We start from the raw sequence: 25,764 nt of genomic DNA, 5'->3' as shown, positions 1-25,764 counted from the left end.
TTGGTATTTCTACTCTCTTCCATACTACTGTATACGATGTAGAAGCATATTGAGTAATGCAACCGCATTATTGTGCTCAGTTTCTTTAGAAGCAAACAGCAGGGTTACTTGTTGTTGTTTTGCTTTTTCTTTAATGGAATCGAGTAAATCGTGCTTGTCTTCCAATTCTTTTGCATAACGTTTTTGAAATTCCGTCCATTTTTGATCATCATGGTTAAACCACTTGCGTAACGAATCACTAGGTGCAATCTCTTTAAGCCACAAATCAATAGCAGCATCGTCTTTCTTAACGCCACGTGGCCACAATTTATCTACCAGTATTCTAAATCCATCTGTCTTTTTAGGCGCCTCATAAATTCTTTTGATTTCAATGTTTGGCATTTTAGAGCGCTCCTTTTTCATTGATGTCTTTAATACACCCTTTCTGTAGGTGCGATTATTTTAAAGGTTTGTGCTGCATGGCGCTAAAAATTGTATTTTATTAATTTACGAGCTACTCCTGTTTTAATGGCTGCATCTTTAACCGCTTGAGCGACATTTTTTACAACACGAGTATCAAATACGCTGGGAATAATGTAACTGCAGCTCAAATACTGCTCTTCTATAGAGTTTGCGATAGCATAAGCTGCGGCAAGCTTCATTTCTTCGTTAATCCTGGTCGCCATACAATCTAAAACACCGCGGAACATACCGGGGAAACACAATACATTATTAATTTGATTAGGGTAATCACTTCGCCCTGTTGCAACGATAGCAGCGTATTTTTTTGCATCTTCTGGCATTATTTCAGGTATAGGATTTGCCATTGCAAAGACAATTGCATCCTTATTCATTTTTTTTACATCTTTGGCCGTAATAACTCCGGGTTTTGAAACGCCAATAAAAACATCAGCTCCTTTGATTACTTCATGCACCGTACCTTGTTCAAGATTAGGATTGGTATGTTCGGCATACCATTGATGTGATGGGTGTAATCCTGGTTTACCTTGATAAAGCACACCGTCACAATCACAACCGATAATATTTTTTACGCCTAAATTGATTAGCATTTTAGTACATGCCGTACCCGCAGCACCAATGCCTACTACAACCACTTTAATCTGTTCCAGTTTTTTTTGAACCAATTTGAGTGCATTAATCATCGCAGCAGCAAGTACTACTGCTGTACCGTGTTGATCATCATGAAATACTGGGATATCCAACTCTTTTTTAAGTCGTTCTTCCACTTCAAAGCAGCGAGGAGCGGAGATATCCTCCAAATTAATTCCCCCAAATACAGGAGCAATATGTTTGATGGTGGCAACGATTTCATCCACATTTTGAGTATCCAGACAAATAGGAAATGCATCAACATTAGCAAACTCTTTAAACAATAATGCTTTTCCCTCCATAACTGGGATCGCTGCATAAGGTCCTATATTTCCCAAACCTAATACAGCGCTTCCATCTGAAACAACTGCAACCATATTTTTTTTAATAGTCAAATTAAATACATCTTCTGGTTTTTTATGAATTGCATCACAAATTCGCGCAACACCAGGTGTATAAGCAATTGATAAATCATCTCGGGTTTTTAATGGGATACGACCTTTAATTCTAATTTTCCCACCCAGATGCGCAAGAAAAGTTCGATCAGAAACTTGGAGCACCTCAACTTCAGGAATCATACTCAATTGCTTTACGATGATTTCAGCATGTTTTGGGCCGCATGTAAAAATGGTAAAATCACGAATCTGATATCCATCCTCAACACGAACAGTATCAATCGCATTGAGTTGCCCTCCTTCTTTTTCGATAACCGCTGCTAATTTACCAAAAGTTCCTGGAGTATTTTTTACGCGAGCTCTTAAAGTAATGCTGCTTGATGCCGAACAGATTCGATTGGCCATAATGACTCCATTTCTTCATGACTTCATAAGTATTTTTGTCATGCTCTTTAAAAAATTTAAGTACATTTTTTGTAATCCGTACAATTTTTTTGAATTTTATTAAGAAGATTTGATAAAATTATACTGATTCGGCTTATCTATTGTTAGGTCATGGTACGTTCATCTTGATCATCGAAGTAGGTATTTATATAACCAAAGAGAGTAATTAATTGACCATTTGATTTTAAAACAATATAATCATCCCCCCTTTTGAGCCAATTAAATTTAAACAATGCCTTTAATCCCTTTATATGAATTAGAAAATACATATTATCCAAAATTTATTGAAGCACTTGAGCTTGATCTGCACACAAGTAACCATAGTGCAGAAGTTATTCATCAAGTATTAAATCCAGCTCTTTCTTTATTGAAAGAACCTGGAAAATATACAGGTCTCAGTTTAGATCAAATCATGATAGGGACCATGAATATGGCAATAACCCTGCAAATTACCAAATATGGTACTCTTTCTCCGGAAATTGTAGAGAGCACTCTTTATGATAAATACATTCGTGAAGCTAATTATTGGTTTACAGGTTACAATACCGCATTAAACAATTATCAGGGATTATCCGATCAGGACGCATTGAGATTAGCAATCCCCATTATTGAGCGAGCTTCTAAGGGTTGCTTATATATCACCCCTTGCCTCTCCCACACTTTAAATTTATTTTTTGAGTATTACATAAAGCTTGGTAATGATTTTATTCCTCCAAATTTACCTACTGGTAATACATTTCATAAATGGAACCAAGAACAATTTTTGTGTTTTAACACAATTTATTCTTCTTCTTTATTGAGTCACTCTTTATTTGCAGTGAAAGCGTATAGATTGCCTACAACAAATCTTCCTGAAGACTTACAGGATGAATTAAATATCTTGAGCGCTGCAGATGAAGTAGATGAAGAAGATGATGCAGATAAAATAACTTCACCTTCATGTTGTAATATTATCTAAAAATAAAAAATTCCTTTATTGTTTCGATTCATCGTGCAAGAATTTCAATTTCGCATGTTTAGAATTATTGATGCTCTTGATAAATTAATAGAAGAGCATCATTCGTTAAAACACTACAGATATTATAGGAACCCTTCATGCATCACATAATAATGGACATTCTCTTTTCATTGATAACCCAACACACAAATCAAACATCCTAATGTTGGGTCAAAATGATCAACCTAGGCCTGCTATAATTGAAATAATACAATTAGATTGGAACTATCATGTATGCCAAATACGAGCTTCCTCCGGTTGTGTTATATGAAAGCCATGCAGATAGAGCAACAAGCGAATTTCTTATCAAACATCTACCTCATTTAAAAAAAACAGGTTATACCACAATTTGTGTCGATGGAATGGAGCCTGGAGCATCGCTGGAGCAAAATATTACAATAATAAAAACGCTCATCTGTATACAAGTAAAAAAAGTAGAGCAACTACCGCTTTCACGTCCTGAGTATACGCACGAAGCTGAAAAGTTAAGAAGCATTGTTGCTAAACTGGAACTTTTTGAGGCAATGAAAGAGCAATGTTTCAAACTTGGGGGAATTGATTTACCTGTCTCTGAGCAACTTAAAGAAAAAAGTTTAAATTCTGAAAAAAGAGAAAAAACACTGACTGATAATACCTTAAAAGAAGTTAAAAAAAATGACGGCGGGGTTATAGTTGTTCTGGGATTTGGTCATTGTATATTCCAACAAATGATTAAACGATACGCTGAAAATGCAAATCAATTCCTTTGGTTCCATATTCACAATCCGGCTAATGAAACTTTAGTTCACAAAGAATTGATTGCGGCCTATGCAAAAGGAGGTTATGGCACTTATTTTCCACTGGGGATTAATACGTTTCTAAGTTCCGATCCAAAGTTGGATACAGCGTTATGGGATCAAATAAGTGCTCATTGTTATAGTTACGAACCAGAGGAGCTTCACACATCGACCGCATCCATTTTGAAATCTCTAATAGGCCCGGAAGTTTCAGCCCATTTGCGCAAAGACGGTCAACTTCGTGTCGATGCACTTATTCCTCTCGAAAAAATTGAGCAGACACGACGAGTAAAATCCTCAGATTTCTTGACGAATCTAGGTAAAACCTTAGGCGGTAAGATTCCCTATGAAGTGACAAGCATCAAGAAAACGAATCAAGTGATTATTCGTGGTATTAATGAGCCCGAAATAGCCGAACAAATTAGTAGATTATCAACCAAAAAGTAAAACTCAAGTCGTTTCCTGGCATCATTGAGGAATGCAAGAATAAGAAGATTGAATAATTAAAAACAGAAAATCAATAGGTTACATTACAGCTCGTTTATTGAATTATCTGCTTCAAATTCACGAATATCCCCCAAATAACGTGCAAAAATAACCGGTGCTGACTGGACAGTTATTCAGCCATATTATGGATTAATATGGCTGAATAAAACCAATTCAGTTTGTATTTTATGTTACATTGGTTGTGGTGCAGAACTGTTCTCCTCAATTTGTGCCAGAATATCATGAAGCCCTTCATCTTGTTCAATGATTGAAACATAAGCAGGGTATTCCTCTTTTAACTCGCTAACATCGATTTTATTACTTAAAACTTCGATCAATAGTTTTGCAGCTAAAATTTGCTCATTGCAGCATTTCAGCTTTGATTTCATTTCCTCTTGTTCATTCCTATAAAATTGCTGCACAAAGAGACTAAATTTCGTAAGAATGCTGGTAGGTTCTGTTGAGAGGGTATCAAGTGCTTGCACAATGGCTTCGGCCTTTTGGGATTGTTCCTGAATGTATTGTTTTAATTCCTGAATCAGAAAAAACCGGCGCGTGAAATAGATGCATTGAGGGTGATCAGCCCAGATTCCAATTCCTTGATTGTAATAATCATGTTGAAAACCCATTAATTCAGCCCAGTTGTCCCGTTCTTCCTGAGATGCAAAAGCAATAGCCAGTTCATGTCCAGCATTGGCTGAATAAACACCATGATCACCAACGCCCTTGGAGCTTTTCATGATAATTTGATGATTTTTCGGATCAAGATGCACCATGTGATGGAACGGCTGCAGGTTCGATTGATAAAATTTATCAATAAGGGATGGATCATTGGGACAAGAAATACTGATGCTTGGAGTATTGTTCCAGCTTCCTTTGCAAATAAGCTGGGGAACAATACTGGCAGCATAAGTATTCTTAACGGATTCTCTTACTGTGTTTATGTAAGCGCTGACCTCTTCGGGCTTTTGATCGACAGAGTCTGCAAAAATTCTATTGATTAGGTCCGCAGGTAATTTGGATAAGTTCGATTCTGGCTGCATCGAACCTTGGATCAACACCATTGCCAGATTGGTAGGATCATAGTTCCAATCTAATTCCAAGGGAAAATGATAATCCAGTCCAAAATCTTTGGGAATATGCCCTGCAGAAACCATCAATTCGAATAGCTCCATGGTAAGTGCTATACCCAAGTCTCCATAGTTTCCACTTGATAGATCTTTCCATTGTGGTGTACGAGTGGGTAAATTCTTTGCAATGATATTTAGAATCTTATAAATGTATCACTCATTAAATTTCAAAATTACATCTGGTACTATATGAGCTTGATCTTCCCCAGGGAGGCAATAAAACCAGCTGTCATTTTCTTTGAAAAGACAAATTTCATGGCGTTCCAAATTTTTACTTGTTTTGTGCAAAGAAACGATTAAATGACGCTCCAAGCTCAATACATCGAGCACCATACGTTTCATCTGGTCAGATTGAATTTGACTTCCTTGGGGTAATTCAAAGGCGTTTTCATAAACGGTACCTTCCGCTTTTTTTGCACCGTTCACAGTAGAGGATGGAAATTGGACCTCTACTATATAAGTCGCAAGATTACTATCAAAGAATACAGACGTTGCTTCCTGACCACAGGTACTGGTACGTTCCATTTTTTTAGTAAATAAAACGGGGCAGATTTTAGACTGTTCATTAATCGCTATTTCAATAGCCTGATATGGATTTTCATTAAATTCCTCGACAGAAACAAAAATATCAATAGTAGGTGACATTTCTTTTTTCTGCATCTGGTAATGGTATACATCATTATTTACAACGCGAATGGTGATCCAGCCACTGCTCATTCCCTCAACAGCCGGGGATGGCTTTATTGATTCATGTTTCATTATTGCCATGGTCAATACTCCTAAAAAAAATTTAAAACTACTACTTCAAGAGCAGCGGAACTTGTTTTAACAGGAGATAAAGTAAGACTTGATGGATTAAAACGAGTCGTTTTATCACTGAATTAAAATCTTAAGGACTAAACAAACCTGAATTTATTTATTCCTGACCTTTATCTCAGCGACAAACCCGTTTATTCATTAAAACTAGATAATCAGTTCTCCAACTATCCTTAGGGGAGAAGATAAGTCGTTGTATTTCAAGTTTCGATTCAGATTGAAGCCAGAAGCCAACTCGAAATTAACGCCAATTGTAACAAAATAAATCCATTTGATCAAATTAATGATTATTCTATCTCTATCTCAAAAAGTTGCAACTTGAAGTCCGTTTATCAAGTAACAATTATCAAGGACAAAGATCAACTGATTAGTCGAGGTATTAATGAGCCCAAAGTAGTGGAACAAATTAGTAGATTATCAACCAAAAAGTAAAAATCATTCCTTGAAAAATTTGTATAATGATTTATCCGCTAATGTTTTCAATAATGTGATTTGATTATGAAAGTCGTTCGGCAAAAAAATTGAGTAAAAATAGACATTTATTTATCGCTGAATGTATAAATAAATAATCGAAAATTGAAACTAAGAACCCACCATGAACAATAAGTCAAATTCAATTGTATCAAAAATACCGATAAGCATCTGGATTTTAGGATTTGTCAGTATGCTAATGGATATTTCATCAGAAATTATTCATAGCTTACTGCCATTGTTTTTAACTACTACTTTAGGTGCAAGCACTTTTGCAATTGGAGTAATTGAGGGGCTAGGAGAATCCACTGCCCTGATTGTGAAAATTTTTTCAGGTGTATTGAGTGATTATTTAGGCCAACGGAAAACTCTCGCTGTTATTGGTTATACATTGGGTGCTTTATCAAAACCACTTTTTGCATTGTCACCGACTAGTGGCGTTGTTTTATTTGCCCGGGTATTCGATAGAATAGGAAAAGGAATCAGAGGCGCTCCTCGAGATGCACTGGTTGCTGATATTGCACCTTATCAACTAAGGGGCAGCTCCTTTGGGCTGCGCCAGGCACTGGATACAATAGGTGCTGTACTCGGCCCTTTGTTAGCAACCGGATTGATTTTATTTTTTGCAAATAATTTCCGAGCTGTATTCTGGGTTGCGGTCATTCCTGGAATCTTATCTGTTTTAATACTTATTTTTGGGGTAACCGAACCCAAAATACATAAGGAGAATGAGAAGCGCTTCAATCCACTTCAACGCCAAAATTTATCTCGCTTAGGTAGGGCTTATTGGTGGCTTGTTGCAATTGGAGCAATTTTCACCCTTGCTCGTTTTAGTGAAGCGTTTCTAGTGCTACGCGCAATGAATGTTGGAATGCCAATTTCTGCAGCACCTTTTATCATGGTTATCATGAATTTCACTTATGCTATTTCTGCCTATCCATTCGGAAAGCTGGCTGATCACATGAGCCATTCTAAACTGTTAATGATAGGCATAATGGTTTTAATTGTTGCCGATATACTGCTTGCAATAAATCAATGGACAGCTGTTATGGTAGGTGCTTCTCTTTGGGGGATTCACATGGGTATGACTCAAGGTTTATTGGCAGCTATGGTAGCTGACGCCTCACCTATAGATTTGCGTGGAACAGCTTATGGTTTTTTTAATTTAGCAAGTGGGTTAATGATGCTCGTGGCGAGTATGCTTGCTGGATTTTTGTGGGAATACTCAAACCCTTCTTTTACATTTTATATGGGGGCGTGCTTTTGTGTTATTGCTCTTATTGGACTTGCTGCTCGCCGTATTCATTTAAATTTATATCTATAAAACGAAGCCAAAAACGCTTTTGATCATTATTGATTCAGCCATATTATGGATTAATATGGCTGAATTAAACTCAATCAGTGTGTGTATGTTACATTGGTTGTGGTGCAGAACTGTTCTCCTCAATTTGCGCCAGAATACCATGAAGCACTTCATCGTGTTCCATGATTGAAACATAAGCAGGATATTTCTCCCTTAACCCGTCAACATCACTTTTATTATTTAGAACATCAATTAATAGTTTTGCAGCTAAAATTTGCTGGTTGCAGCATTTCAGGTTTGATTTCATTTCCTCTTGTTCATTACTATAAAATTGCTGCACAAAGAGACTGAATCTCGTAAGAATGCTGCTAGGTTCAGCTGAGAGGGTATCAAGTGCTTGCACGATGGCTTCCGTTTTTTGGTATTTTTCCTGAATGTATTGTTTTAATTCCTGAATCAGGAAAAACCTGCTCGTGAAGTAGATGCATTGAGGATGATCAGCCCAGATTCCAATTCCTTGATTGTAATAATCATGCTGAAAACCCATTAATTCAGCCCAGCTGTCACGTTCTTCCTGAGATGCAAAAGCAATAGCCAGTTCATGTCCCTCATTGGCTAAATAAACACCCTGATCGCCAAGGCCTTTGGAGCATTTCATGATAATTTGATGATTTTTCGGATCAAGATTCACCATGTGGTGGAAAGACTGCAGGCTCGATTGATAAAATTTATCAATAAGTGTTGGATCATTGGGACAAGAAATACTGATGCTTGGAGTATTGTTCCAGCTTCCTTTGCAAATCAGTTGGGGGGCAATACTAGCAGTATAGATATTCTTAACGGATTCATTTACTTTGTTTATGTAAGCGCTGACCTCTTCTGGTTTTTTATCAACAGAGTCTGCAAAAATTCTATTGATTAGGTCTGCAGGCAATTTGGATAAGTTAGATTCTTGCTGCATGGAACCTTGTATTAACATCATTGCCAGATTGGTAGGATCAGTCCGGTCTAACACCAAGGGGAAATGATAATCCAGTCCGAAATCCTTGGGAATATGCCCTGCAGAAGCCATCACCTTGAATACTTCCAGGGTAAGTGCCATAGCCAATTCTCCATATTTTCCGTTACATAGATCTATCCATTGAGGTGTACGAACGGGTAACTTCCTTGCATACACATCTAAACTATCATAGATGGATCGTTGATAAGATTCCTCAAATATATTAGGTAATATATAGGCTTGCTCTTCTCCAGATAAGCGATAAAACCAGGTGTCATTTTCTTTGAAAAGACAAATTTCATGTCGTTCCAAATTTTTACTTGTTTTGTTAAGAGCAACAATTAAATGACGCTCTAATCCCAATACATCGAGAACCATACGTTTTATCTGGTTGGATTGAATTTGGATTCCTTTGGGTAATTCAAATGCGTTTTCATAAACTGTACGTTCCTTTTTCTTTGCGCTGTTCACAGTAGATGACGGAAACTGAACCTCTACTATATAAGTCGCAAGATATATATCCATGGATACAGAAGTTTGTTCTTGGCCACAGGCACTGGTACGTTCCATTTTTTTAGTAAATAAAACGGGGCTGATTTTGGACTGTTGATTAATCGCCTGTTCAATAGCTTGAAATGGATTTTTACTAAATTCCTCGATAGAAACATAAGTATCAACAACAGCTGAAATTTCATTTAACCCCATATTGAATTGGTATACATCATTATTTACAACGCGAATGGTGAGCCAAGCACTGCTCATTCCTTCAACCGTAGGGGATGGTTTTATTGATTCATGTTTCATTATTGCCATAGTCAATACTCCTTAGAAAAAATTTAAAATTACTGCTGCACGAGCAGTGGAATTTGTTTTAACAGGAGATAAAGTAAGACTTGATGGATTAAAACGAGTCGTTTTATCACTGAATTAAAATCTTAAGGAGTAAACAAACCTGAATTTATTTATTCCTGACCTTTATCTCAGCGACAAACCCGTTTATTTATTAAAACTAGAATAATCAGTTCTCCAACTATCCTTAGGGGAGAAGATAAGTCGTTGTATTTCAAGTTTCAATTCAGGTTGAATCCTGAAGCCCACTCGAAATTGGATATATTGTACCAAAATCAAACAATTCAATCAATATAAAATCAAAAACCATTAAATTAATATAGAATGGACCTACAGTATAAAGAAATATAGCTCTCCAACCATACCAATTCTTCTATGAGGCCATGGTGTATCGCATGCGAGTGGATTGCCCTTGGCGCGATCTATATGAAGAAATTTGCCAATGATTTAGATCTACTAGATGACACAACCATAGCCCTGATCTTATAACAGACTTACTGCATCAAGTTTAAATTCGTTTGAATATTTCTTTCTTACTGCCATTAGTTTATCCAGTTAAGGACATTATCTCTTCACCGGTTGTCAAAATCTGTTGGACCACGTCACGCTAGCAAGGATTCAGCTAAAACAGCATAACCAATCCGTCAACCAAACTATTTTTGAACAGGCCTATGGACTTACAGCATAAACTCGCGGACAATAACTCGATTGTGAGACAGAACCGCGATGTCTAGTCATCATATAACGGAGGTAACAGTATGTTTGAATGGTTAAAGTCAGCTTTTAAAAAGGCTGAAAGTAATGATGGCGTTTCTGATATTACCCACCTTAAACAGCAAAAAGAAACATCAAATTATAAAGAAAGTCAAAGTACCTGGGTCTATATTTGGAATATGACTGCACAAGGTCCTGGTCATGCAGCTATCCAAATAGGCGGTTCCAAACCCAAAATGAATGAAGAAGATCCGGGAGAGTATATAAGTATTCATCCCAATAGTATTCCTTCGATGGGTCCAACTGTTGTTTTGCCCTTACCTGCGCATCTTGCTACGACACTAGCAGAGGATATGGAGTCTGAAGCGATTTCCCGAGGTAAAAGTAATATTAATGATTTCGATTCCAGACCTAATTTATCTACAGAAAACCCCGAACCATTACCTCCCGATCAAACATTTAAAATAGAAAATCTCGATACAGAAGCAATGTTAAATCATATTCATAAAATTGAAGATACTGTTCAAACAGGTAAAACAAGTTATCAGCTATTCCCTAACATAAATCTAAATGGATTTTTCAAGGATATGCCCTCTTTCATTAATCAGGACCCAATTGACGTAGAAATAAATAGGAGGCTCTCATCAAAATATGCAGAGAGCGATAATCAAACCACGAATTGCAGTGTGCTGGTTAGCGATATTTTGGATAGTGGTGGTAAGCATATCGTCAAATCAAAATTGCCTTGGGGCATATCGCCAAATGGACTATCTGACTCCTTAAATAAAGGACCATGATTTCAATAATGGTTTGTTTGGCGCCTAATTCATTTTTTAGTATATAGCATTCGCCATTTTGGGCTGTTTAGCTTGAATGGCGAATAGATCAGCATCTAACTAAAGTTATTTTTTGTTATTGTTTACAAACCTAGATTTGAATTCTTCCTTATCGATTTTCTCAAATCCTTGCTGTCTGAGTTCCGTGGGAAAAAAAGTTGGTACGAGAGGGTTCGATACAGAAACTCCAGCCGCGTTACAGATATGAGTGGATGAACTGCAACAGTTATCTACCTCGATCTTTTTTTGAACATGACTGTCGTTGTCATATACTTCAATTCCGCACATATCCTCTTTTGGTGCATTCCCATTTGTTTGTTCAAATTTCTTTCTACTTAATTGAGAGCTTTGATAAGCACTATAAGCTGCAGCAACAGGAGAAGAAAGTGGATTTATAATACCAAAAACAGCGTAATAGCGCGATCCACTCTTAACGTCATCTTCGAATTTTTTCTGGGCTTGTACCCCATTTTTATATTCCTCTGGCCTGCATTTTTTGATAAAAACATGATCAGCTTCTTCGAGGTCTTCTTTATAATCATTAGCAAGCTGCCCCCCAACCGGTACTGATCCAAAAGTGACTGCATTCACAAGGGAGCCTACTGCTCCGGGGAAGAAGCTTGTATGATTTATCTTGGTTTTTCCTTCTTGTTGTTTCACAGTTGCAACTGATACGTGACCTGGTCCATTTTTTTGATTCGTCTCTTTTACGAAAGAAGCTATATGATAATCAGTACTAGCCTTTACCATTTTTTCATCTTGTATTGTTTTCTCTTTATTACTCTTCATAATATGAACTCCAAATAATCACTATGCCCAACAATTGCATTTTAAGATAATATGATTAACAAACTATTAATTAACGATATTTTTTCATAGGCTTTACAATTTTGAAACATTGGTTTTTTGAATGGTTTTGTCGCAAAAATTTTTCCCGCTGGTAATTGCAGTTATTTTGTGGGTAGCTAAGCAGCTAACTCATAGAATTGTTCAACAAGAGTCATATTTTCTAGTTGCCACTGATTTTTTTCTCAGTATGTGGTGTATCTGAACCCATGATAAGGTTGCTTGTGCTAAATGAAAGGCCTTAATGCCGGTCATCATTTTAGTGATTTTGCTCAAAATCAGGAGAATAACCAAATCTTTTTATCTCGGATTCACTCTACTCTAGAGGGTGTATTGACAATTGGTCTTTTAGGTGCAATACAATTAAAACTACAGTTTCCAGAAAAGGAAATTCTCATGTTTCAAAAATATGAGGTTCCTATTCGCAATCACGCAATGTATGTTGAACAAAATTCCTTTTCAGGAATGGATAGAAGTAATTGCTTTGGAGATGTTCTTGATAGTATTCCTTCTAAAGTGATTATCAATGATTTGGAAAAAAACTAAGAGACTATGCCACATCTATTGGAATTAAAATTCAATATCAGGAAATTAAAGATTTTGATAACTACTTATTTACATAGCATACAAGGGCTGGTAAATAGTGAGATTCGAACCATTCATTACTTAAATTTTGGTATTGAAATGCTTGAAACCTCAGTTACTTCAACTCAATGTTTTCCTGAATTATCAGGCTCTAAATTGAATTTAAAAGGAGGAGGTAACACCTTCATAAATCAAGTAAATAAAGTGCATCAAGATGAGAGGATAGAATATACATCCTCATTGCCAACATGTGTACTGATATACAATCGAATAGGAGAAATCATGGTTCTTGAAAATCCAATGAATGTATTATTCACTACATCCAGGCTAATTATTCAGGAACCAACGCTTAATGATTTTGATAATCTGTATCAACTCCAATCAAATTCTGAAGTAATGAGTTTTATAGGTAATGGGGTACGTGACAAAAATGAAGTGAAGCTTGGATTAGAAAAAGCAATTCATCATTATCATAAACATCAATTTAGTTTAGGCTCGGTTTATACTAAAAACTCACATGAATTTATCGGTCGAGCAGGTCTGATCCACCTCAATTATGACGACAATCAACCCGAGGTTGAACTCGCTTATGCTTTATTACCTAAATACTGGGGAAACGGGTACGCCACAGAAATTACCACATCTCTAATTCAATTTGCATTTCAAAAGCTCAACTTACAAAAACTAATTGCTGTAGTACATCCTGGAAATACCTCGTCACAAAATGTATTAATCAAATGCGGGATGAGCAATACAGGAATGCTCAATTATTGGAATAAAGAGATTATGAAATTTGAAATAACCAATAAATCCTAATTATCTAATTGACTCTCATCTAAGTTTAATTCGAGTTGAATTCCCTCATGGATCCTCTCCTGCTTCAATTTGATTCCTATGCCTAACAATCTTACTGGCATACGTTTTCTCAAAAATCCTTCATGGATAAGTTGGCATAAAATATTTACATCGAGATGATCATGCACACATTCAACAGTGGTTTGCTGAAAATCATTAAATTTTAATTTAACAAAAAGAGTGTGTATCCCGAAAATGTCTCCCGCACGTTGGATTCGTGTTTCAAGACGAACCATTAATTCGGGTAGCGCAGCAAAACAAGATTCTACATCGAGTAAATCGTGTAAATAGGTTTCTTCAACACTTATTGATTTTCGAATACGCTCAGGATTAACTGGACGCTCATCAACTCCACGGGCTAAATCATAAAGTCTCTGCCCCATAACGCCAAACTCATTAAATAAATAGTCCACTGAATGGCGTTGTACATCGCCACATGTTTTAATATTCAAAGAGTTTAGTTTTTCTTCCATTTTAGGACCCACACCAAATAATTTGCGCACCGGTAAATCAATCATAAATGAAGCCACTTCTTCTGGCTTAATCACCTTTTGCCCATTGGGTTTATGCCAATCACTGGCAATTTTTGCCAAGCTTTTATTTGGCGCAATTCCTGCACTCGCAGTCAATTGTCGTGTCTGATAAATTCGCTCGCGAATTTCTTGTGCCATCCAGGTCGCACTCCCTTTACAATTGGTAGAATTCGTCACGTCAAGATAGGCCTCATCCAAAGATAAAGGTTCAATCAAATCGGTATACTCTTCGAATAAGGCCCTAATGTATTGACTTTCGCTTCGATAAACTTCCATGCGGACAGGCCGTAAGATGAGGTGGCGACATAACTTTAGTGCTTGTGCTGTGGGCATGGCTGAACGTACCCCATAAGCTCGTGCCGCATAATTGCACGTAGCAATAACCCCTCTTCGATCAGCAGCCCCTCCTACCGCGATGGGTTTATTGGCAAGCTCAGGAAAATCGCGCATTTCGATTGCGGCATAAAAACAATCCATATCAATATGAATAATTTTTCTTATTGGGCTCCTCTTTAGTTCATTCATTATACATCCTTTCAATACAAACGAACTTGAGGAACATCAGACCATCGCGTGGTATAAGCAGGTGATTTAAGCTCTGCTCGCATAGCCCAAGGTTTTGAATATCCTTCAGCTGCGAGTCGAATCGTGCTTCTTCCATACTTTTGATTGATTTGATCCAACACACTCATCAATTGCTCCGTATGATGTAAATACTCATCGCTCGGCTGATCAAAGATGTCCAATTGTCGTGGATTCTTAGGAGTCAAATCAAGAAGACTTACTCCTGCTTTTTTATAGTAATATCCTGGTTTAAAAATACGATGAAGACATCGCTTGGCGATTTTAGTAATTAATCGCAAATCATCCGTTGGATTAATCAATCGAAATTCTATGGATTGAAAATGCTGGGCCAAATCCTCACGAAACCGATTGGTATGTACAAAAACAGCAATGCGTTGCGCCAACAAATCTTGGTGACGCATTTTCTCCACCGCACGTGCACAATGACTACTTACTGATTCAGCAATCGAGGAACGTTGTGTTTGCATCTGCCCAAAACTTTTGGATGACATGATATTTTGTTTCGGCTCGACGTCTTCTAAAGCACCACAGGCAATTCCTTGAAGCTCAAGCGCGGTACGCATCAAAACAACATTAAAACTCTTCTTCAAAAGATGAGGATTGGTCATTGCCAAATCATAGGCAGTATGAATACCTCGTGCGATTAATTTATTTTCCCATTGCCGCCCTACCCCCCATACCTCCCCTACTGAAATTTGCTTTAATAATTGCTCACGATTTGATGTGATATTAAATACCGGTATCTTAAAGACCTTTTTAGAAAGATAATTGGCCGCCTTCGCTAATGTTTTAGTGGGTCCAATCCCTATAGAGGTAGGTATTCCTGTGTGCTTTAGGATTTTCTTCTGTAGCTGCTTACAAAAGGAATCATGGCTATAGGCCGGTAAGCTACTTAAATCAAGAAAGGCTTCATCAATGGAATAGATTTCCAAATGCGGCCAACTTTCTTCAATAGTACACATCACTCGATGACTGATGTTGCCATAAAGGGTGTAATTCGAGGAAAAGGCCTTTACTCCATGCTGTTTGCACAAATCTTTAATTTTAAAATAAGGCTCACCCATAGCAATTCCTAATGCCTTGGCCTCATTCGAGCGCGCAATGCAACATCCATCGTTATTGGATAAAACCACGATGGGAACATCTTTTAAGTCAGGACGAAACAATCGTTCGCAGCTCGCATAAAAATTATTGCAGTCAACTAGGGCAAACATGTTAGGCAAGCTCATGAAGAACTAAAGTCACTACCCCCCAAATCACCATTTCATCCTCCTCCGTAATATCAATGGGGTTAAACTTAGGATTGGCAGGAAGTAATTGTACCCTCCCTCTTGTTTTGGAAAGGCGTTTTACGGTAAGTTCACCATTGACCGCCGCTATTACAATTCGTCCATCAGAAGGTTCTATGCTTCTATCCACTAAAAGCCAATCACCTGAAAAAATACCCGCATCCACCATCGAATCCCCAGTAGCTTGCAAAACGAATGTAGCTGAGGGATGTTTAATGAATTTGGTATTTAAATCGAGATATCCTTCTATGTAATCATCGGCAGGTGAAGGAAATCCAGCTTGTATTTTACTTGCGAATACCGGCAATTGGTAAATCTTACGATTCTTGAGTTGCTCTAATTCAGCAAGCTGAGATAGGGAAATACGAACTGCTTTGGTAGGCTCCCCCCTAGGACGCCCTGCCCCTGCTCTTTTTCCGCCTCGTGGTGACATAATGACTCTTTTTTTGATTTGCGTACAAATATCATAGACAAGGAAAAATAAGCTGTAAATCCCTCCTAAAAGCTACACAGACAGAAATGATACTAAGTCTTAGAGAGTAATAAGAAAATTTTCTTTCAAATTTTTTTATTTGGATAATGGTTCCATTGCCAATGGATAATCAAAGTCAGCCTTATTCACTAAAGTAGTGACTCGATACCCTTCCAAATCCTCATAAGGATAAGGTTTCATCAACGCCATTAATTGCTCTTTGTCATATTGGGAGTTATTTAACCAAATAGCTTGGGCCTCTTCATCTAAAATAACAGGCATCCGATGATGCACTGACTCCATGAGTGGATTGGCATCCGTTGTAATAAGGCAACACGTATGAATCACTTCGCTATTGTGTTGCCAGGTGTCCCAAAGAGCAGCAACGGCCAACAAATCACGGTTCTTTTTTTGAAAAAAATATGGTTGTTTTACCTCTCCTTCCTGATGCCATTCATAAAACCCGCTCATGGGCATTAAACAACGCTTGGATTTCACTAGCTGACGAAAGGCCGGTTTTTCAAAAAGGGTGTCTGCACGTGCATTGATGAGACTTCCAATTTTTGTTCGGTCTCTAGCCCAAGAAGGGATAAGCCCCCATCGCAATAACACGCTTTGAATTTCATGGGCATTCGTTTCTACAAGACATACCACCTCAGCCCCTGGGGCAATATTAAATCGAGGGGCAATTTCAATCGAATTGGATAGATGAAATTGGTATTTTAACTTGTCATAAGAAGCTACATAAGCAAATCGGCCACACATCATATACTCACTGTTTATTTAAAGTGTAGTACCGCTTTATTTTTCTTGTGCATGAATGAAAAGGCACCTTGGTAAATGATGAATCATCTGATTAACTTCTAAATTCTACAAGGAGTTTGACAGACTATAAACAGACTTATCCACAGAAAATGTGCATAACTTAAATGAAATTAAGGAATTTAAAATTGATATAATTCAGACACGGTAAGGTTTTTAATATTTTACTGATTAATCGTTTATAATTTGATAAGAAAGATATCCACAGAAAAAGGATGAGGAAAAGAATTTAAACCCAGCTATCTTATACAAATAAAAAATAAAAAAACAGTCTTGACTCGCACTATTTTTACTTTTTATTTTGAGCCGCTGCTTGATTACGCTCTGTGCTTAAAAAATAATTCTTTTTAAAAAATAGAAATACAGAAATTCATGCTTATCATAGATTAGTATCACTCTTCGGAGTTGGACCTGGGGGAGTTATTGTATCAAGTTGAACATGATTTCCTACTCAATCATGGACGAACCTCTCAGGTTGGCCAGTTAAGGCAACTAGGAAAAGACGTACTCCTTTTAACAAAGCCTTTGGCAAAATTTCTTCATTACCAGAATACGGTAAGTGCAATCCTAGGAACCAAAGAAAAAGAGTAAATTAAAGCACCGATTGCCGTCTAGTCTTGCCCACGCAGAGCATGGGCAAGATAAGTTCACATTGAGATTTATGGTTTATAAAGTTTCCGATGTTGTACTTAATGACTGCAAAGCATCATTTGTAAGCGCACCATATCGTTCTAAAATACCAATAATCTCTTTCTTATTCGGAACGTTCCTATCATCCGTATTACTGATCCAATCTAATGCTGTCCAACCATTAGAGGGGGAAGGTTGATTTATATCAAAAGCCAACTTTTTACTAAATTTCAACAGTAATCGGACAAGAGGAAGACAGGCCCCAGCTGATGCTTTGCGTAATGCTAGCGCATAATCCTTATTTTCAATAGCCTTTAAAAGCGATTCGTATTGCGCATCGTCCCTACAAAATTGCTTCGCCTCAACCAAAAGATATTCATGATGGTTTGCTTTAAAAATTCCATACTTTAACACTACAGATAACTCTTTTGGCTTTTCATCCAACTCCAGCTGCGATGATTTTTTTAGAAAAATGGATAAGGCAAAAGCATCATTATCATTGAGCGTGGATTTTGTATAGTATTTTTGCCCATCAGAGCCATAGTAGTAACAAGCGGTTTCAAAGCCAGCCTTTTCGAAAACATCTAATGCAATTTCATCATCAAACCAATTGGCCGTCTGATAAAAACGATTAACTGAATATTGATATCCAGGTTTCATGAATTGGTCTAGATACTGCTCATTATCATGGCTATCAGGATGACCTATATAGCCCAAACCATAGGCATTTCCCTCAATCGGTATGGATTTTTCCACCATTTGTTCCTGATCAAATACAGATACAACCATCTTACCATCTATCTGGGAGGTATTACGGTTAATTAATGTAGCGGCATTAACACATACAAATCCAGGATATTCAAATTTTAATTTCTTGGCGTTTTCCACAGAATGCTCGATTAATTTGAGCGGATCCAAGCTTTGGAATGTTTCTGGGGAATTCATTTCAATAAAAATCATTCCTCCAGGTTTGAGAATCTTCTGAAATTGCTGTATTAGCTGATTCATCTCGCCAGGAGTTAGGAAATGTAACATTTGCGAGACCCAAATAACATCATAACGATTTTCAAATTCGGGATTTTCCAACTCTGAAAGAGCATTTTTTGCGTAGACTCTAAGAATATCTTCTAGATCCTCACCACTCCATAACTCCTTATCCATGCTATTGAGGCGCTTTTGTAATTCTTTCGCAGTAGGAACTTGCTTTTCAAAAGCATCAACTTGGGCGCCAGCTGCTAGTAATTTCCAAGTCATGGTGCCAAACCCAGCACCCAAATCAGCAACGACGGGTCTTATTCCTTGTGTAGTATAAAATTCCCGAACTGACTCCAAGCAAAGCTGCTTGGTAAGGTTTACCCCAGGAAAACTGTATCCATAGTCAATATAAGAGTTTGGATTTTTAAGAACACGTTCCTGTCTTTCGAACACTACTTGTAAACTTACTTTTTCAACAAACTCTGGTTGCACATTTGCAGGCAACCATTTCCTTACATCTCTATCAATTTTATTGTACATAATGATTTATTTTGGCTAATAAAAAGTGAGGGATTTTATCATCATACAATGAAAGAAAAAACATCTAACTGTTTTTTATGAGAGCGAACAATAAAATAATTGTTAAAAACAAATCCAGCTATCATGTAATTTATTGTTATTATGTATAAGTGCATTAACGTGATTAAAAAAGATCACCAATTTTGGGTAATACCATCGATTTACTTTGTGTATAATCCGAGGAGAAAAAACCACCCAAAAAACTATAGCAGTACAGGTAAGATCGTTTGCCTTACAACGATTCATTTGTTCCCCTTATTCGAGCGTTACGGCTTTAGCCGGGTTTCAAGAGAGTGAACCGTTCGACTAACACTAAACAATATACAGGACGTTTATTTTTTAATACATTTTTGCGGATAGGAAGATGCGTACACAACCTTTAAGACAATTCGCTAATCGACAAATAAAACAGAATAGACATGGTAAATGCCTGGCTCGTAAACACCGTGCCTACGTCATCCATAAGATAATTGATGATTTGTTTGCTATCCGGAAAATGCCTACTTAATGGCAGGCTTTCCAATCTGAGCAAGTTCATAAACTGGTGAGTTACCAGAGTGTATCTGCGCCAAAATACGAACATTCTATCAATTGTTAAATCCCATCTCATAAGGCATATTTGGAGTGACTTAGAAAATAGCTATCTGGAAAATAGGCGAATAATACTGATCCGTCTTTTATAGTATTGATTATGGATTTTGCCTGACTTGCAGCAACCGCAGGACAGCCCCATGAACATCCAGCACGACCAGCCTCTTTGATATAGGAGGGTTCCACATACCACGCCCCATGCACTACAACCCGTCGCTTGTAAGCATTAGAGTTTAAGTCTTCTTCCAAGCCATCAAGGTTTAAAGAATAACCATTATGGCCAATGTATGTCCCTTCGGTAATATAGGTTCCGAGGCTTGATTGCTTACCACTTATTTCGTTAGAAAACTTATAGGGGACAGGGCCGTTTCCTGAATTCTGACCATGTGCAACATAGGTTTTAAGGACTAACGTATCCTTCTGCATATCAAAAATCCACATTCGATGTTGATTGGATGGGACAGAGAAGTCGATAATAGTTAACATTGTGTTTTTAACTTTGCCTTGCGCAAAAGCTTTTTTATAGGCTCTTAAAGCCAGCTTAATCACATCTTTGCTTAATTTGGGATCGGCCTGGGTTAGTTTTTTGATTTCTATATCTATTTGATCAGTAGGGGTAATTTCTTTTTGCCCTATGTACTTGTTTGAAGTTGAATATTGATTTTCTAATACTTGGTTTAATAAAAAAGCGATTTGAGAAATCATAATGCCTCACGTTCTCTTGAATTAAAAATAAAGTCTCGAATAATGGAGGATCACACCTCACCATAAACATGAAACCATTTGAAATAGACTAGATTTTTTTTGAACTTTTGAGGTCACTTTAACGATGATTGAACATCTTTATTTTTGCAACAGCCAGAAGTATTTTTTTCAATTCTATAACAAGCTTGAAATAATTAAGAAAGATCTTGTAGTTCGTTCCTATTTATAAAAACATTCTTTAAGTGTAGCACAACAAATCAAGTTGAATTAAATAAAATCAATTAATGAGGGGTGTGGAAATAAAATCAGTGATAAGGACATTGAGCTTGAAAAAAATCTGTTTATTCATCAGCAACAGTAACAATATATTTTGATCTGTTATTTTGATTATGAGTCTTTTACTCGTGATCTTTTTTAAGTGATTATTGTTTGGTGGATGTTAATGGACAAACTTATGTTTTTTCTTCTTACTGAGCCTCTTTAAGGGGCTCTTGTCTGTATGGTGATTGCCTTAATCCAATGCAATAAAATCTGACGGTTCCCTATCAATAAACTGTTTGATTAATTGTTGCCAAAAAGGACGATACAAACAATTAAATAAAGGATGTGAATCATCAACAGGAAAACAAGGTCCATGATTTACTTCTAGCAGCCAAAGTTTATTCCCCTCTGCTTCAACCATAAAATCAAAACCAAAACAAGCAATTCGAGGTTGGCTATCTTCCCAAACAGTGGCAAATTGATTTTTCAATGCATTGACCAAAAGTTGGCAGATGGAAATAATATTCATCTTGTAGGGTTGAAAAATTGCTATCTCATCGCTTAAGCGTTGCACTACATTCAGCCGTTCATCACTCAGATGTTCATTGGTAAGATGAGCTTCCAGTAGGTTGAAATTATCTTCTTGATAAGGTTTTAATGCAATATTCAAATAGCCGCTAGGAAAAAGGGCTGAACCAACATGTGTAGATACCACGACCAACTCTCGAATTGAAAATTTATGCCCAAAGATGGGTCCCTGAATTAATTGAGGTTTAACAATATAACGTTGCAAAACTTGGGGGCCTCCCATGCGCTGATGAGAAAGAAAATGTGCCTCAATGGCGTTTAAGTCATGAAATATATGAATATGTTGTCCATTATTTAACATGGATGGTTTTAATATCCAAGGCGTGTTGGCAGGATGTGAGTTACTGATATTCGTCAAAACACTAGGCCAAATCTCATCATCGATATAAAAAGTCTCCGGCATCAAATAGTCAAGCTGATTTGCTTGTAGAAAAGCGGCAAGCAGATGCTTATACTCCAAGGTTTGGCTAATCAGCGGTGAAAAATGGAGCCATTCCTCATTCACCGACGCCAGCGCAGAAAACTTGCTTGGCTTCCATCCCTCGGCTTTCAAAAAGCGAGCTAAATTAGCATGAGTTGGCGTTTTGTCCTCTACTAAATGAAATTTCCTCATAACTTTTGATATTAATTTTATCGGTTCTGTATTCTATAAAACAAGTATAGTCCTCATTAAATGAATCCGAAATACATGATATAGATAAAGATTGTCATACTTATTCGCCCCTTGCGTTTGGTAACAATTTTAATTTGAGGCAATTCGCGATTCGAATATGAGCGATAACACTTAATACCCCCTTAATTTTGATCATTTATAATACATTGTGCTCAGCAGAGAATCATGGTGTATTATGCAAACTAAAAATGAAATCGAAAGTGTCCAAACTACTTCAAAAATAGTGGTAAATTATCACAAGCATCCCGAAGTGGGTGGTACCGGCCATGTTTCAATAGAAGCTACTCATGAGGGTAGAACACGCGTGATTAGTGTTTATCCAAATGATAAGTTATCTGTACTAACACCACTTGCAATTTCATCGATGTACGTTTTTCCTACTAAAGCAGTAAATCATAGTTCCCCATCTAGCTCGGACAGTCCTATTCATGCTACTTACGATATTACTGACAAAATAGAGAATATGGATGCGGCTATGGAAGAGATAGAAAACTTATACGAATTAATGAATTCAGGCCGCGCTTCCTTTAGCTTAACACCGTGCTCAATAACACAAACTACAACCGCAATTTTGAACAGTAATACTTCAACCACCAATATGTTGCTAGGCCTTAAGGTGTGTGATAGAAATCTCATGGAGTATGAAATTTCAACTGTTGAAGTAATTAATTGTGCCGAAGCAGTGAGTAGAATCCTAGAAGCAGGTGGTATGAAGAGGCCCTCTGGCATAATGTCCTTTCCTACCCCATCCAGCATTAATAGTCATTTTGCTTCCCTATGTGAAAATATAGCAAAAACAGATTCAGCTAAAGAGCAAAGTTTGGAATGTATCGAAGAAGTTCCAGAACAAAGTCAAACGATCTCTACTGAGGAAAATCCTGGTTTGTTTACACGCATGTTTAATTCGGTAATAGGCTTTTTTACTCCGAACGAAACTCAATACAGCACAGAGCCAACGGCTCAAAGCTCTTGTAACTACAATTATGATTGGTCCTCTCATCATAGTGGGTTTACCGATGAGCCTGAGAAAGTAGAAGTAGAAGTGCAGGTAGAAATATCATCAACAGAACAAGAATCAACATCTGATTTAGAGTTTCGCAATGAGGATAGAACTTCTCCAAAAGCTTCAGAATGCTCTGAGTCCTTTTTTAGTACAGAATCGATTACTGCACAAAGGGAAGAAGAATCTGATTTGGACTACTGTTCAAGATACGATTCCATGGTGAATTAAAAGGCTTATATGGCTCAATTAAAATCTGACGCCCTTTAGAGGGCGTTATGTTTTGTGCTAGTAGATGTCTTTAATCGTTTTCATTAAGGCATGCCTTGTAACCAATTCCATTGTTCCATACAATCCATTTAACTAAGATGTTCTTCGCATCAACAGCATTAATTTGGTTTGCTGTTTAAATAACCAATAAAGGGAGGAATCCTTTATGCGCAGTAAAAAGGAAAACACCTATACAAAACCAATCCAATTAGAAAATCCGCAGGAGGATGATTCAGTCACCATTTTTGTTTGGTCCACTGGATTGAATAGCCTTGGCCATGTTTCAATGAAATTTAGCGATAATCCAGGACATTATTTGAGTATCTGGCCCAAATCAACCCCTGCTGGAGGACTTACGTCAATATGGCCATTAAAAGCCACTTCAGCGACAAAACTAGAAGATGATTGCCTGCAAGAAGCAATTAGACCAACAGAGGATTTTGCAAATCTAATGGAGCCCTTTGAGATTGTACCTTTACAACCTGATAAAGTATTTGTAGTACATGGGCTTGATAAACAAAAAATGATAAATGAGTTTACTCGGATAAAAAATGGATTTGATACAGGCGAAGTGTGTTACCAACTTCTACCCGGAGTAAAAGCTTCTGACTTTATCCACCGCATTTTATTAGGAAATCCAAAACATACAGAAGTATATAACTGTGTTACGCTTACAGGACACTTATTAGAGGCAGGAGGTAAATCTCTGATCAATGATCCTTGGGCAACTCCATCTAATTTTGCAGAACAATTAGATAATCTAGATCAAGTAACCTCACTCAATCCAGCTGCAATTGACACTAAAAACCAAAGCATCCATGAAGACGCGCCTAAAACTCAAGCGGAACCAGCAGCTATTTCTGTCAGGAAGAGACTGACAAATCGGTGGTTTAGCGATGATAATTTTGATGATTATACAAGTAGCCATGAAGCATCAGATACTCGTCCGGAAGTTCCAGAATTGGTACCAATGAGAGAGGATACGCCCAGTCCAAGAGTTGCAGAATCTTCACTTTCTTTTTTTGGCAATGGAAATAACGCTTCACAATCCTTTTTGCAAAAAAGAAACGAGGAATCTGATTCAAGTTATCTGCAAAGAATGGATTTCATACTCAATTAAAATTCATGTCGGGCCCATGCCCGACTCTTTCGGCTGTCCAGAACAAAGATTAATAGCACAAGATTAATAGGCCAGAGCCTGCCCCCCTAGGTTCCATTTTTTCCGTCATGGCGATAATGAAATGAGTTTAAATGAAGGGGCTCAGGAAGCATCCCTTAAGCAAGCCAGACGCCTTTTAGATTAATATTAATCAGTTTTTCCCAAGTTTCTTCAGTAACATCAGCTATTTTTTCGGGTTTTTGTTCAATGCCGGCATTATTAAATGCATAATCTAATTGACCATAGACCTTGATAACATTATTTATAAGAGATTGATGATCGCAATATTGACTAACATCACATTTGAAATAAGCAGCGCTTCCACCATTTTGAATAATAAAATCTCTCGTTTCTTCGCCTTTTTCTGAAATATCGGCGATAACAACTGAAATATTATTTCTAGCAAACTCAATTGCTGCTTCTTTACCAATCCCAAATGCTGCTCCGGTGATTAAAGCAACTTGCTTATCGTTCATTCTCAAAATTACGGCCCTCGTTCCTTAATTAAACCATCAGCAAATGCACTTCTTCAGCTTTTTTTGAATTATTTTTAGCTCTTGCCTGAATGAAACTTAATTCATCAGTTTGCATAATTATTACCAAATCAATCATTCCTTCAGCTAGTTTGTATTTTCAAACTAAATATCCACTTCTTCATCTCGGGGCTAAGGAAATAATAGAACCGTTAACCTACATAAGGAGAAAATATAATGGTAACGATAGATTATCTTCTTTAGAATAATGAAATTTCTCGACAGCACTCAAACCAAACACAAGACACTGACAATTTATTAATCAAGGGGACCTGATTTAGATCTAATATAATACTTAAGTGGGTTAACGGTTCAATTACTCCCTTAGCCCCAAATTGTAAACAGTAATTTGCATCCTGATTCGGAAGAATTTTCAATATCGAAGCGCTAATAGAAATTTCTTCTTGGGCATTCAAAGAAAAAATATACATATCTGACTTAGCATACAAATCAGTACTAAACGAAATATCAACGACGCAAAAATGAGCGCTTTTTTAAGAAAAAAAA

The 25,764-nt window shown here is 37.1% G+C and carries 22 protein-coding genes and 1 pseudogene; 9 read left to right on the top strand and 14 right to left on the bottom strand.

Going from position 1 to position 25,764, the window contains the following annotated elements; genetic code table 11:
- Window positions 1-24 precede the first annotated feature (24 nt).
- Together DGG96_RS02130 and DGG96_RS02125 are read right to left on the bottom strand one after the other, a co-directional pair.
- The gene (locus tag DGG96_RS02130; protein ID WP_110141375.1) at window positions 25-381 is read right to left on the bottom strand and encodes a DUF488 domain-containing protein; all 357 of its coding nucleotides are present in this window, start codon (window positions 379-381) and stop codon (window positions 25-27) included.
- Between the two features lie 83 nt (window positions 382-464).
- Window positions 465-1,889 (bottom strand): NAD-dependent malic enzyme, encoded by a 1,425-nt coding sequence (locus tag DGG96_RS02125; RefSeq protein WP_110141374.1) that lies wholly within the window; start codon window positions 1,887-1,889, stop codon window positions 465-467.
- 271 nt (window positions 1,890-2,160) lie between these two features.
- Between DGG96_RS02125 and DGG96_RS02120 the strand changes: the two genes are divergently transcribed.
- On the top strand, window positions 2,161-2,886 hold the full coding sequence (locus DGG96_RS02120) for a hypothetical protein (protein WP_110141373.1): 726 nt from the start codon (window positions 2,161-2,163) through the stop codon (window positions 2,884-2,886).
- A 269-nt stretch (window positions 2,887-3,155) separates the two neighbouring features.
- Complete coding sequence (locus tag DGG96_RS02115; RefSeq protein WP_110141372.1) at window positions 3,156-4,148, top strand: hypothetical protein; 993 nt, start codon at window positions 3,156-3,158, stop codon at window positions 4,146-4,148.
- A 230-nt stretch (window positions 4,149-4,378) separates the two neighbouring features.
- On the opposite strand, the gene DGG96_RS02110 is transcribed toward DGG96_RS02115, so the two are convergent.
- Window positions 4,379-5,362: a hypothetical protein gene (locus DGG96_RS02110; RefSeq protein WP_110141371.1), complete on the bottom strand. Its 984-nt coding sequence runs from the start codon at window positions 5,360-5,362 to the stop codon at window positions 4,379-4,381.
- Window positions 5,363-5,470: 108 nt separating this feature from the next.
- A complete protein-coding gene (locus DGG96_RS02105; protein WP_110141370.1) occupies window positions 5,471-6,085 on the bottom strand; it encodes a hypothetical protein in 615 nt (204 codons plus the stop codon).
- A gap of 643 nt (window positions 6,086-6,728) precedes the next feature.
- Between DGG96_RS02105 and DGG96_RS02100 the strand changes: the two genes are divergently transcribed.
- A complete protein-coding gene (locus DGG96_RS02100; RefSeq protein WP_110141369.1) occupies window positions 6,729-7,928 on the top strand; it encodes an MFS transporter in 1,200 nt (399 codons plus the stop codon).
- A gap of 88 nt (window positions 7,929-8,016) precedes the next feature.
- Here DGG96_RS02100 and DGG96_RS02095 read toward each other — a convergent pair whose 3' ends face one another.
- Entirely contained in the window at window positions 8,017-9,720 is a 1,704-nt protein-coding gene (locus DGG96_RS02095; protein WP_110141368.1) for a hypothetical protein, read from the bottom strand.
- 794 nt (window positions 9,721-10,514) lie between these two features.
- Here DGG96_RS02095 and DGG96_RS02090 point away from each other — a divergent pair.
- Window positions 10,515-11,267 carry a hypothetical protein gene (locus tag DGG96_RS02090; protein WP_110141367.1) on the top strand — a complete coding sequence of 251 codons (753 nt, stop codon included), beginning with the start codon at window positions 10,515-10,517 and terminating at the stop codon, window positions 11,265-11,267.
- 105 nt (window positions 11,268-11,372) lie between these two features.
- On the opposite strand, the gene DGG96_RS02085 is transcribed toward DGG96_RS02090, so the two are convergent.
- Complete coding sequence (locus DGG96_RS02085; protein ID WP_110141366.1) at window positions 11,373-12,095, bottom strand: hypothetical protein; 723 nt, start codon at window positions 12,093-12,095, stop codon at window positions 11,373-11,375.
- A 288-nt stretch (window positions 12,096-12,383) separates the two neighbouring features.
- On the opposite strand from DGG96_RS02085, the gene DGG96_RS02080 reads away from it, so the two are divergent.
- Both DGG96_RS02080 and DGG96_RS21150 read left to right on the top strand, forming a co-directional pair.
- Complete coding sequence (locus DGG96_RS02080; protein ID WP_233590489.1) at window positions 12,384-12,698, top strand: hypothetical protein; 315 nt, start codon at window positions 12,384-12,386, stop codon at window positions 12,696-12,698.
- Window positions 12,699-12,704: 6 nt separating this feature from the next.
- Window positions 12,705-13,553 carry a GNAT family N-acetyltransferase gene (locus DGG96_RS21150; RefSeq protein ID WP_240610424.1) on the top strand — a complete coding sequence of 283 codons (849 nt, stop codon included), beginning with the start codon at window positions 12,705-12,707 and terminating at the stop codon, window positions 13,551-13,553.
- Here the strand turns inward: DGG96_RS21150 and dinB are convergent.
- From dinB to DGG96_RS02045, 5 genes are all read right to left on the bottom strand, one after another.
- Complete coding sequence (gene dinB, locus DGG96_RS02065) at window positions 13,550-14,650, bottom strand: DNA polymerase IV (RefSeq protein ID WP_110141365.1); 1,101 nt, start codon at window positions 14,648-14,650, stop codon at window positions 13,550-13,552. The genes DGG96_RS21150 and dinB overlap by 4 nt on opposite strands.
- An 11-nt stretch (window positions 14,651-14,661) precedes the next feature.
- Window positions 14,662-15,939: a Y-family DNA polymerase gene (locus tag DGG96_RS02060; RefSeq protein WP_110141364.1), complete on the bottom strand. Its 1,278-nt coding sequence runs from the start codon at window positions 15,937-15,939 to the stop codon at window positions 14,662-14,664.
- Complete coding sequence (locus tag DGG96_RS02055) at window positions 15,926-16,432, bottom strand: LexA family protein (RefSeq protein WP_110141363.1); 507 nt, start codon at window positions 16,430-16,432, stop codon at window positions 15,926-15,928. Before DGG96_RS02055 ends, DGG96_RS02060 begins: the two co-directional genes overlap by 14 nt.
- Window positions 16,433-16,567: 135 nt before the next feature.
- Window positions 16,568-17,236 carry an SOS response-associated peptidase gene (locus DGG96_RS02050; RefSeq protein WP_110141362.1) on the bottom strand — a complete coding sequence of 223 codons (669 nt, stop codon included), beginning with the start codon at window positions 17,234-17,236 and terminating at the stop codon, window positions 16,568-16,570.
- 723 nt (window positions 17,237-17,959) lie between these two features.
- Window positions 17,960-19,438 carry a class I SAM-dependent methyltransferase gene (locus DGG96_RS02045; RefSeq protein WP_110141361.1) on the bottom strand — a complete coding sequence of 493 codons (1,479 nt, stop codon included), beginning with the start codon at window positions 19,436-19,438 and terminating at the stop codon, window positions 17,960-17,962.
- A gap of 403 nt (window positions 19,439-19,841) precedes the next feature.
- Between DGG96_RS02045 and DGG96_RS21370 the strand changes: the two are divergent.
- Window positions 19,842-19,982 (top strand): annotated as a pseudogene (locus tag DGG96_RS21370) (integrase); the annotation flags it as partial.
- A 101-nt stretch (window positions 19,983-20,083) separates the two neighbouring features.
- Here the strand turns inward: DGG96_RS21370 and DGG96_RS02035 are convergent.
- Together DGG96_RS02035 and DGG96_RS02030 are read right to left on the bottom strand one after the other, a co-directional pair.
- Complete coding sequence (locus DGG96_RS02035; RefSeq protein ID WP_110141360.1) at window positions 20,084-20,773, bottom strand: murein L,D-transpeptidase catalytic domain family protein; 690 nt, start codon at window positions 20,771-20,773, stop codon at window positions 20,084-20,086.
- Between the two features lie 511 nt (window positions 20,774-21,284).
- A complete protein-coding gene (locus DGG96_RS02030; RefSeq protein ID WP_110141359.1) occupies window positions 21,285-22,235 on the bottom strand; it encodes an ATP-grasp domain-containing protein in 951 nt (316 codons plus the stop codon).
- A 235-nt stretch (window positions 22,236-22,470) separates the two neighbouring features.
- Here DGG96_RS02030 and DGG96_RS02025 point away from each other — a divergent pair, with 235 nt between their 5' ends.
- Together DGG96_RS02025 and DGG96_RS02020 are read left to right on the top strand one after the other, a co-directional pair.
- Window positions 22,471-23,526, top strand: coding sequence for a hypothetical protein (locus DGG96_RS02025; RefSeq protein ID WP_110141358.1), 1,056 nt, complete (start codon window positions 22,471-22,473; stop codon window positions 23,524-23,526).
- 205 nt (window positions 23,527-23,731) lie between these two features.
- Window positions 23,732-24,685: a hypothetical protein gene (locus tag DGG96_RS02020; protein ID WP_110141357.1), complete on the top strand. Its 954-nt coding sequence runs from the start codon at window positions 23,732-23,734 to the stop codon at window positions 24,683-24,685.
- Window positions 24,686-24,840: 155 nt separating this feature from the next.
- On the opposite strand, the gene DGG96_RS02015 is transcribed toward DGG96_RS02020, so the two are convergent.
- Window positions 24,841-25,200, bottom strand: coding sequence for an SDR family NAD(P)-dependent oxidoreductase (locus DGG96_RS02015; protein WP_110141356.1), 360 nt, complete (start codon window positions 25,198-25,200; stop codon window positions 24,841-24,843).
- Between the last annotated feature and the right edge of the window lie 564 nt (window positions 25,201-25,764).

This window comes from Legionella qingyii, assembly GCF_003184185.1.
This window is presented reverse-complemented; position numbering and strand designations above follow the sequence as displayed.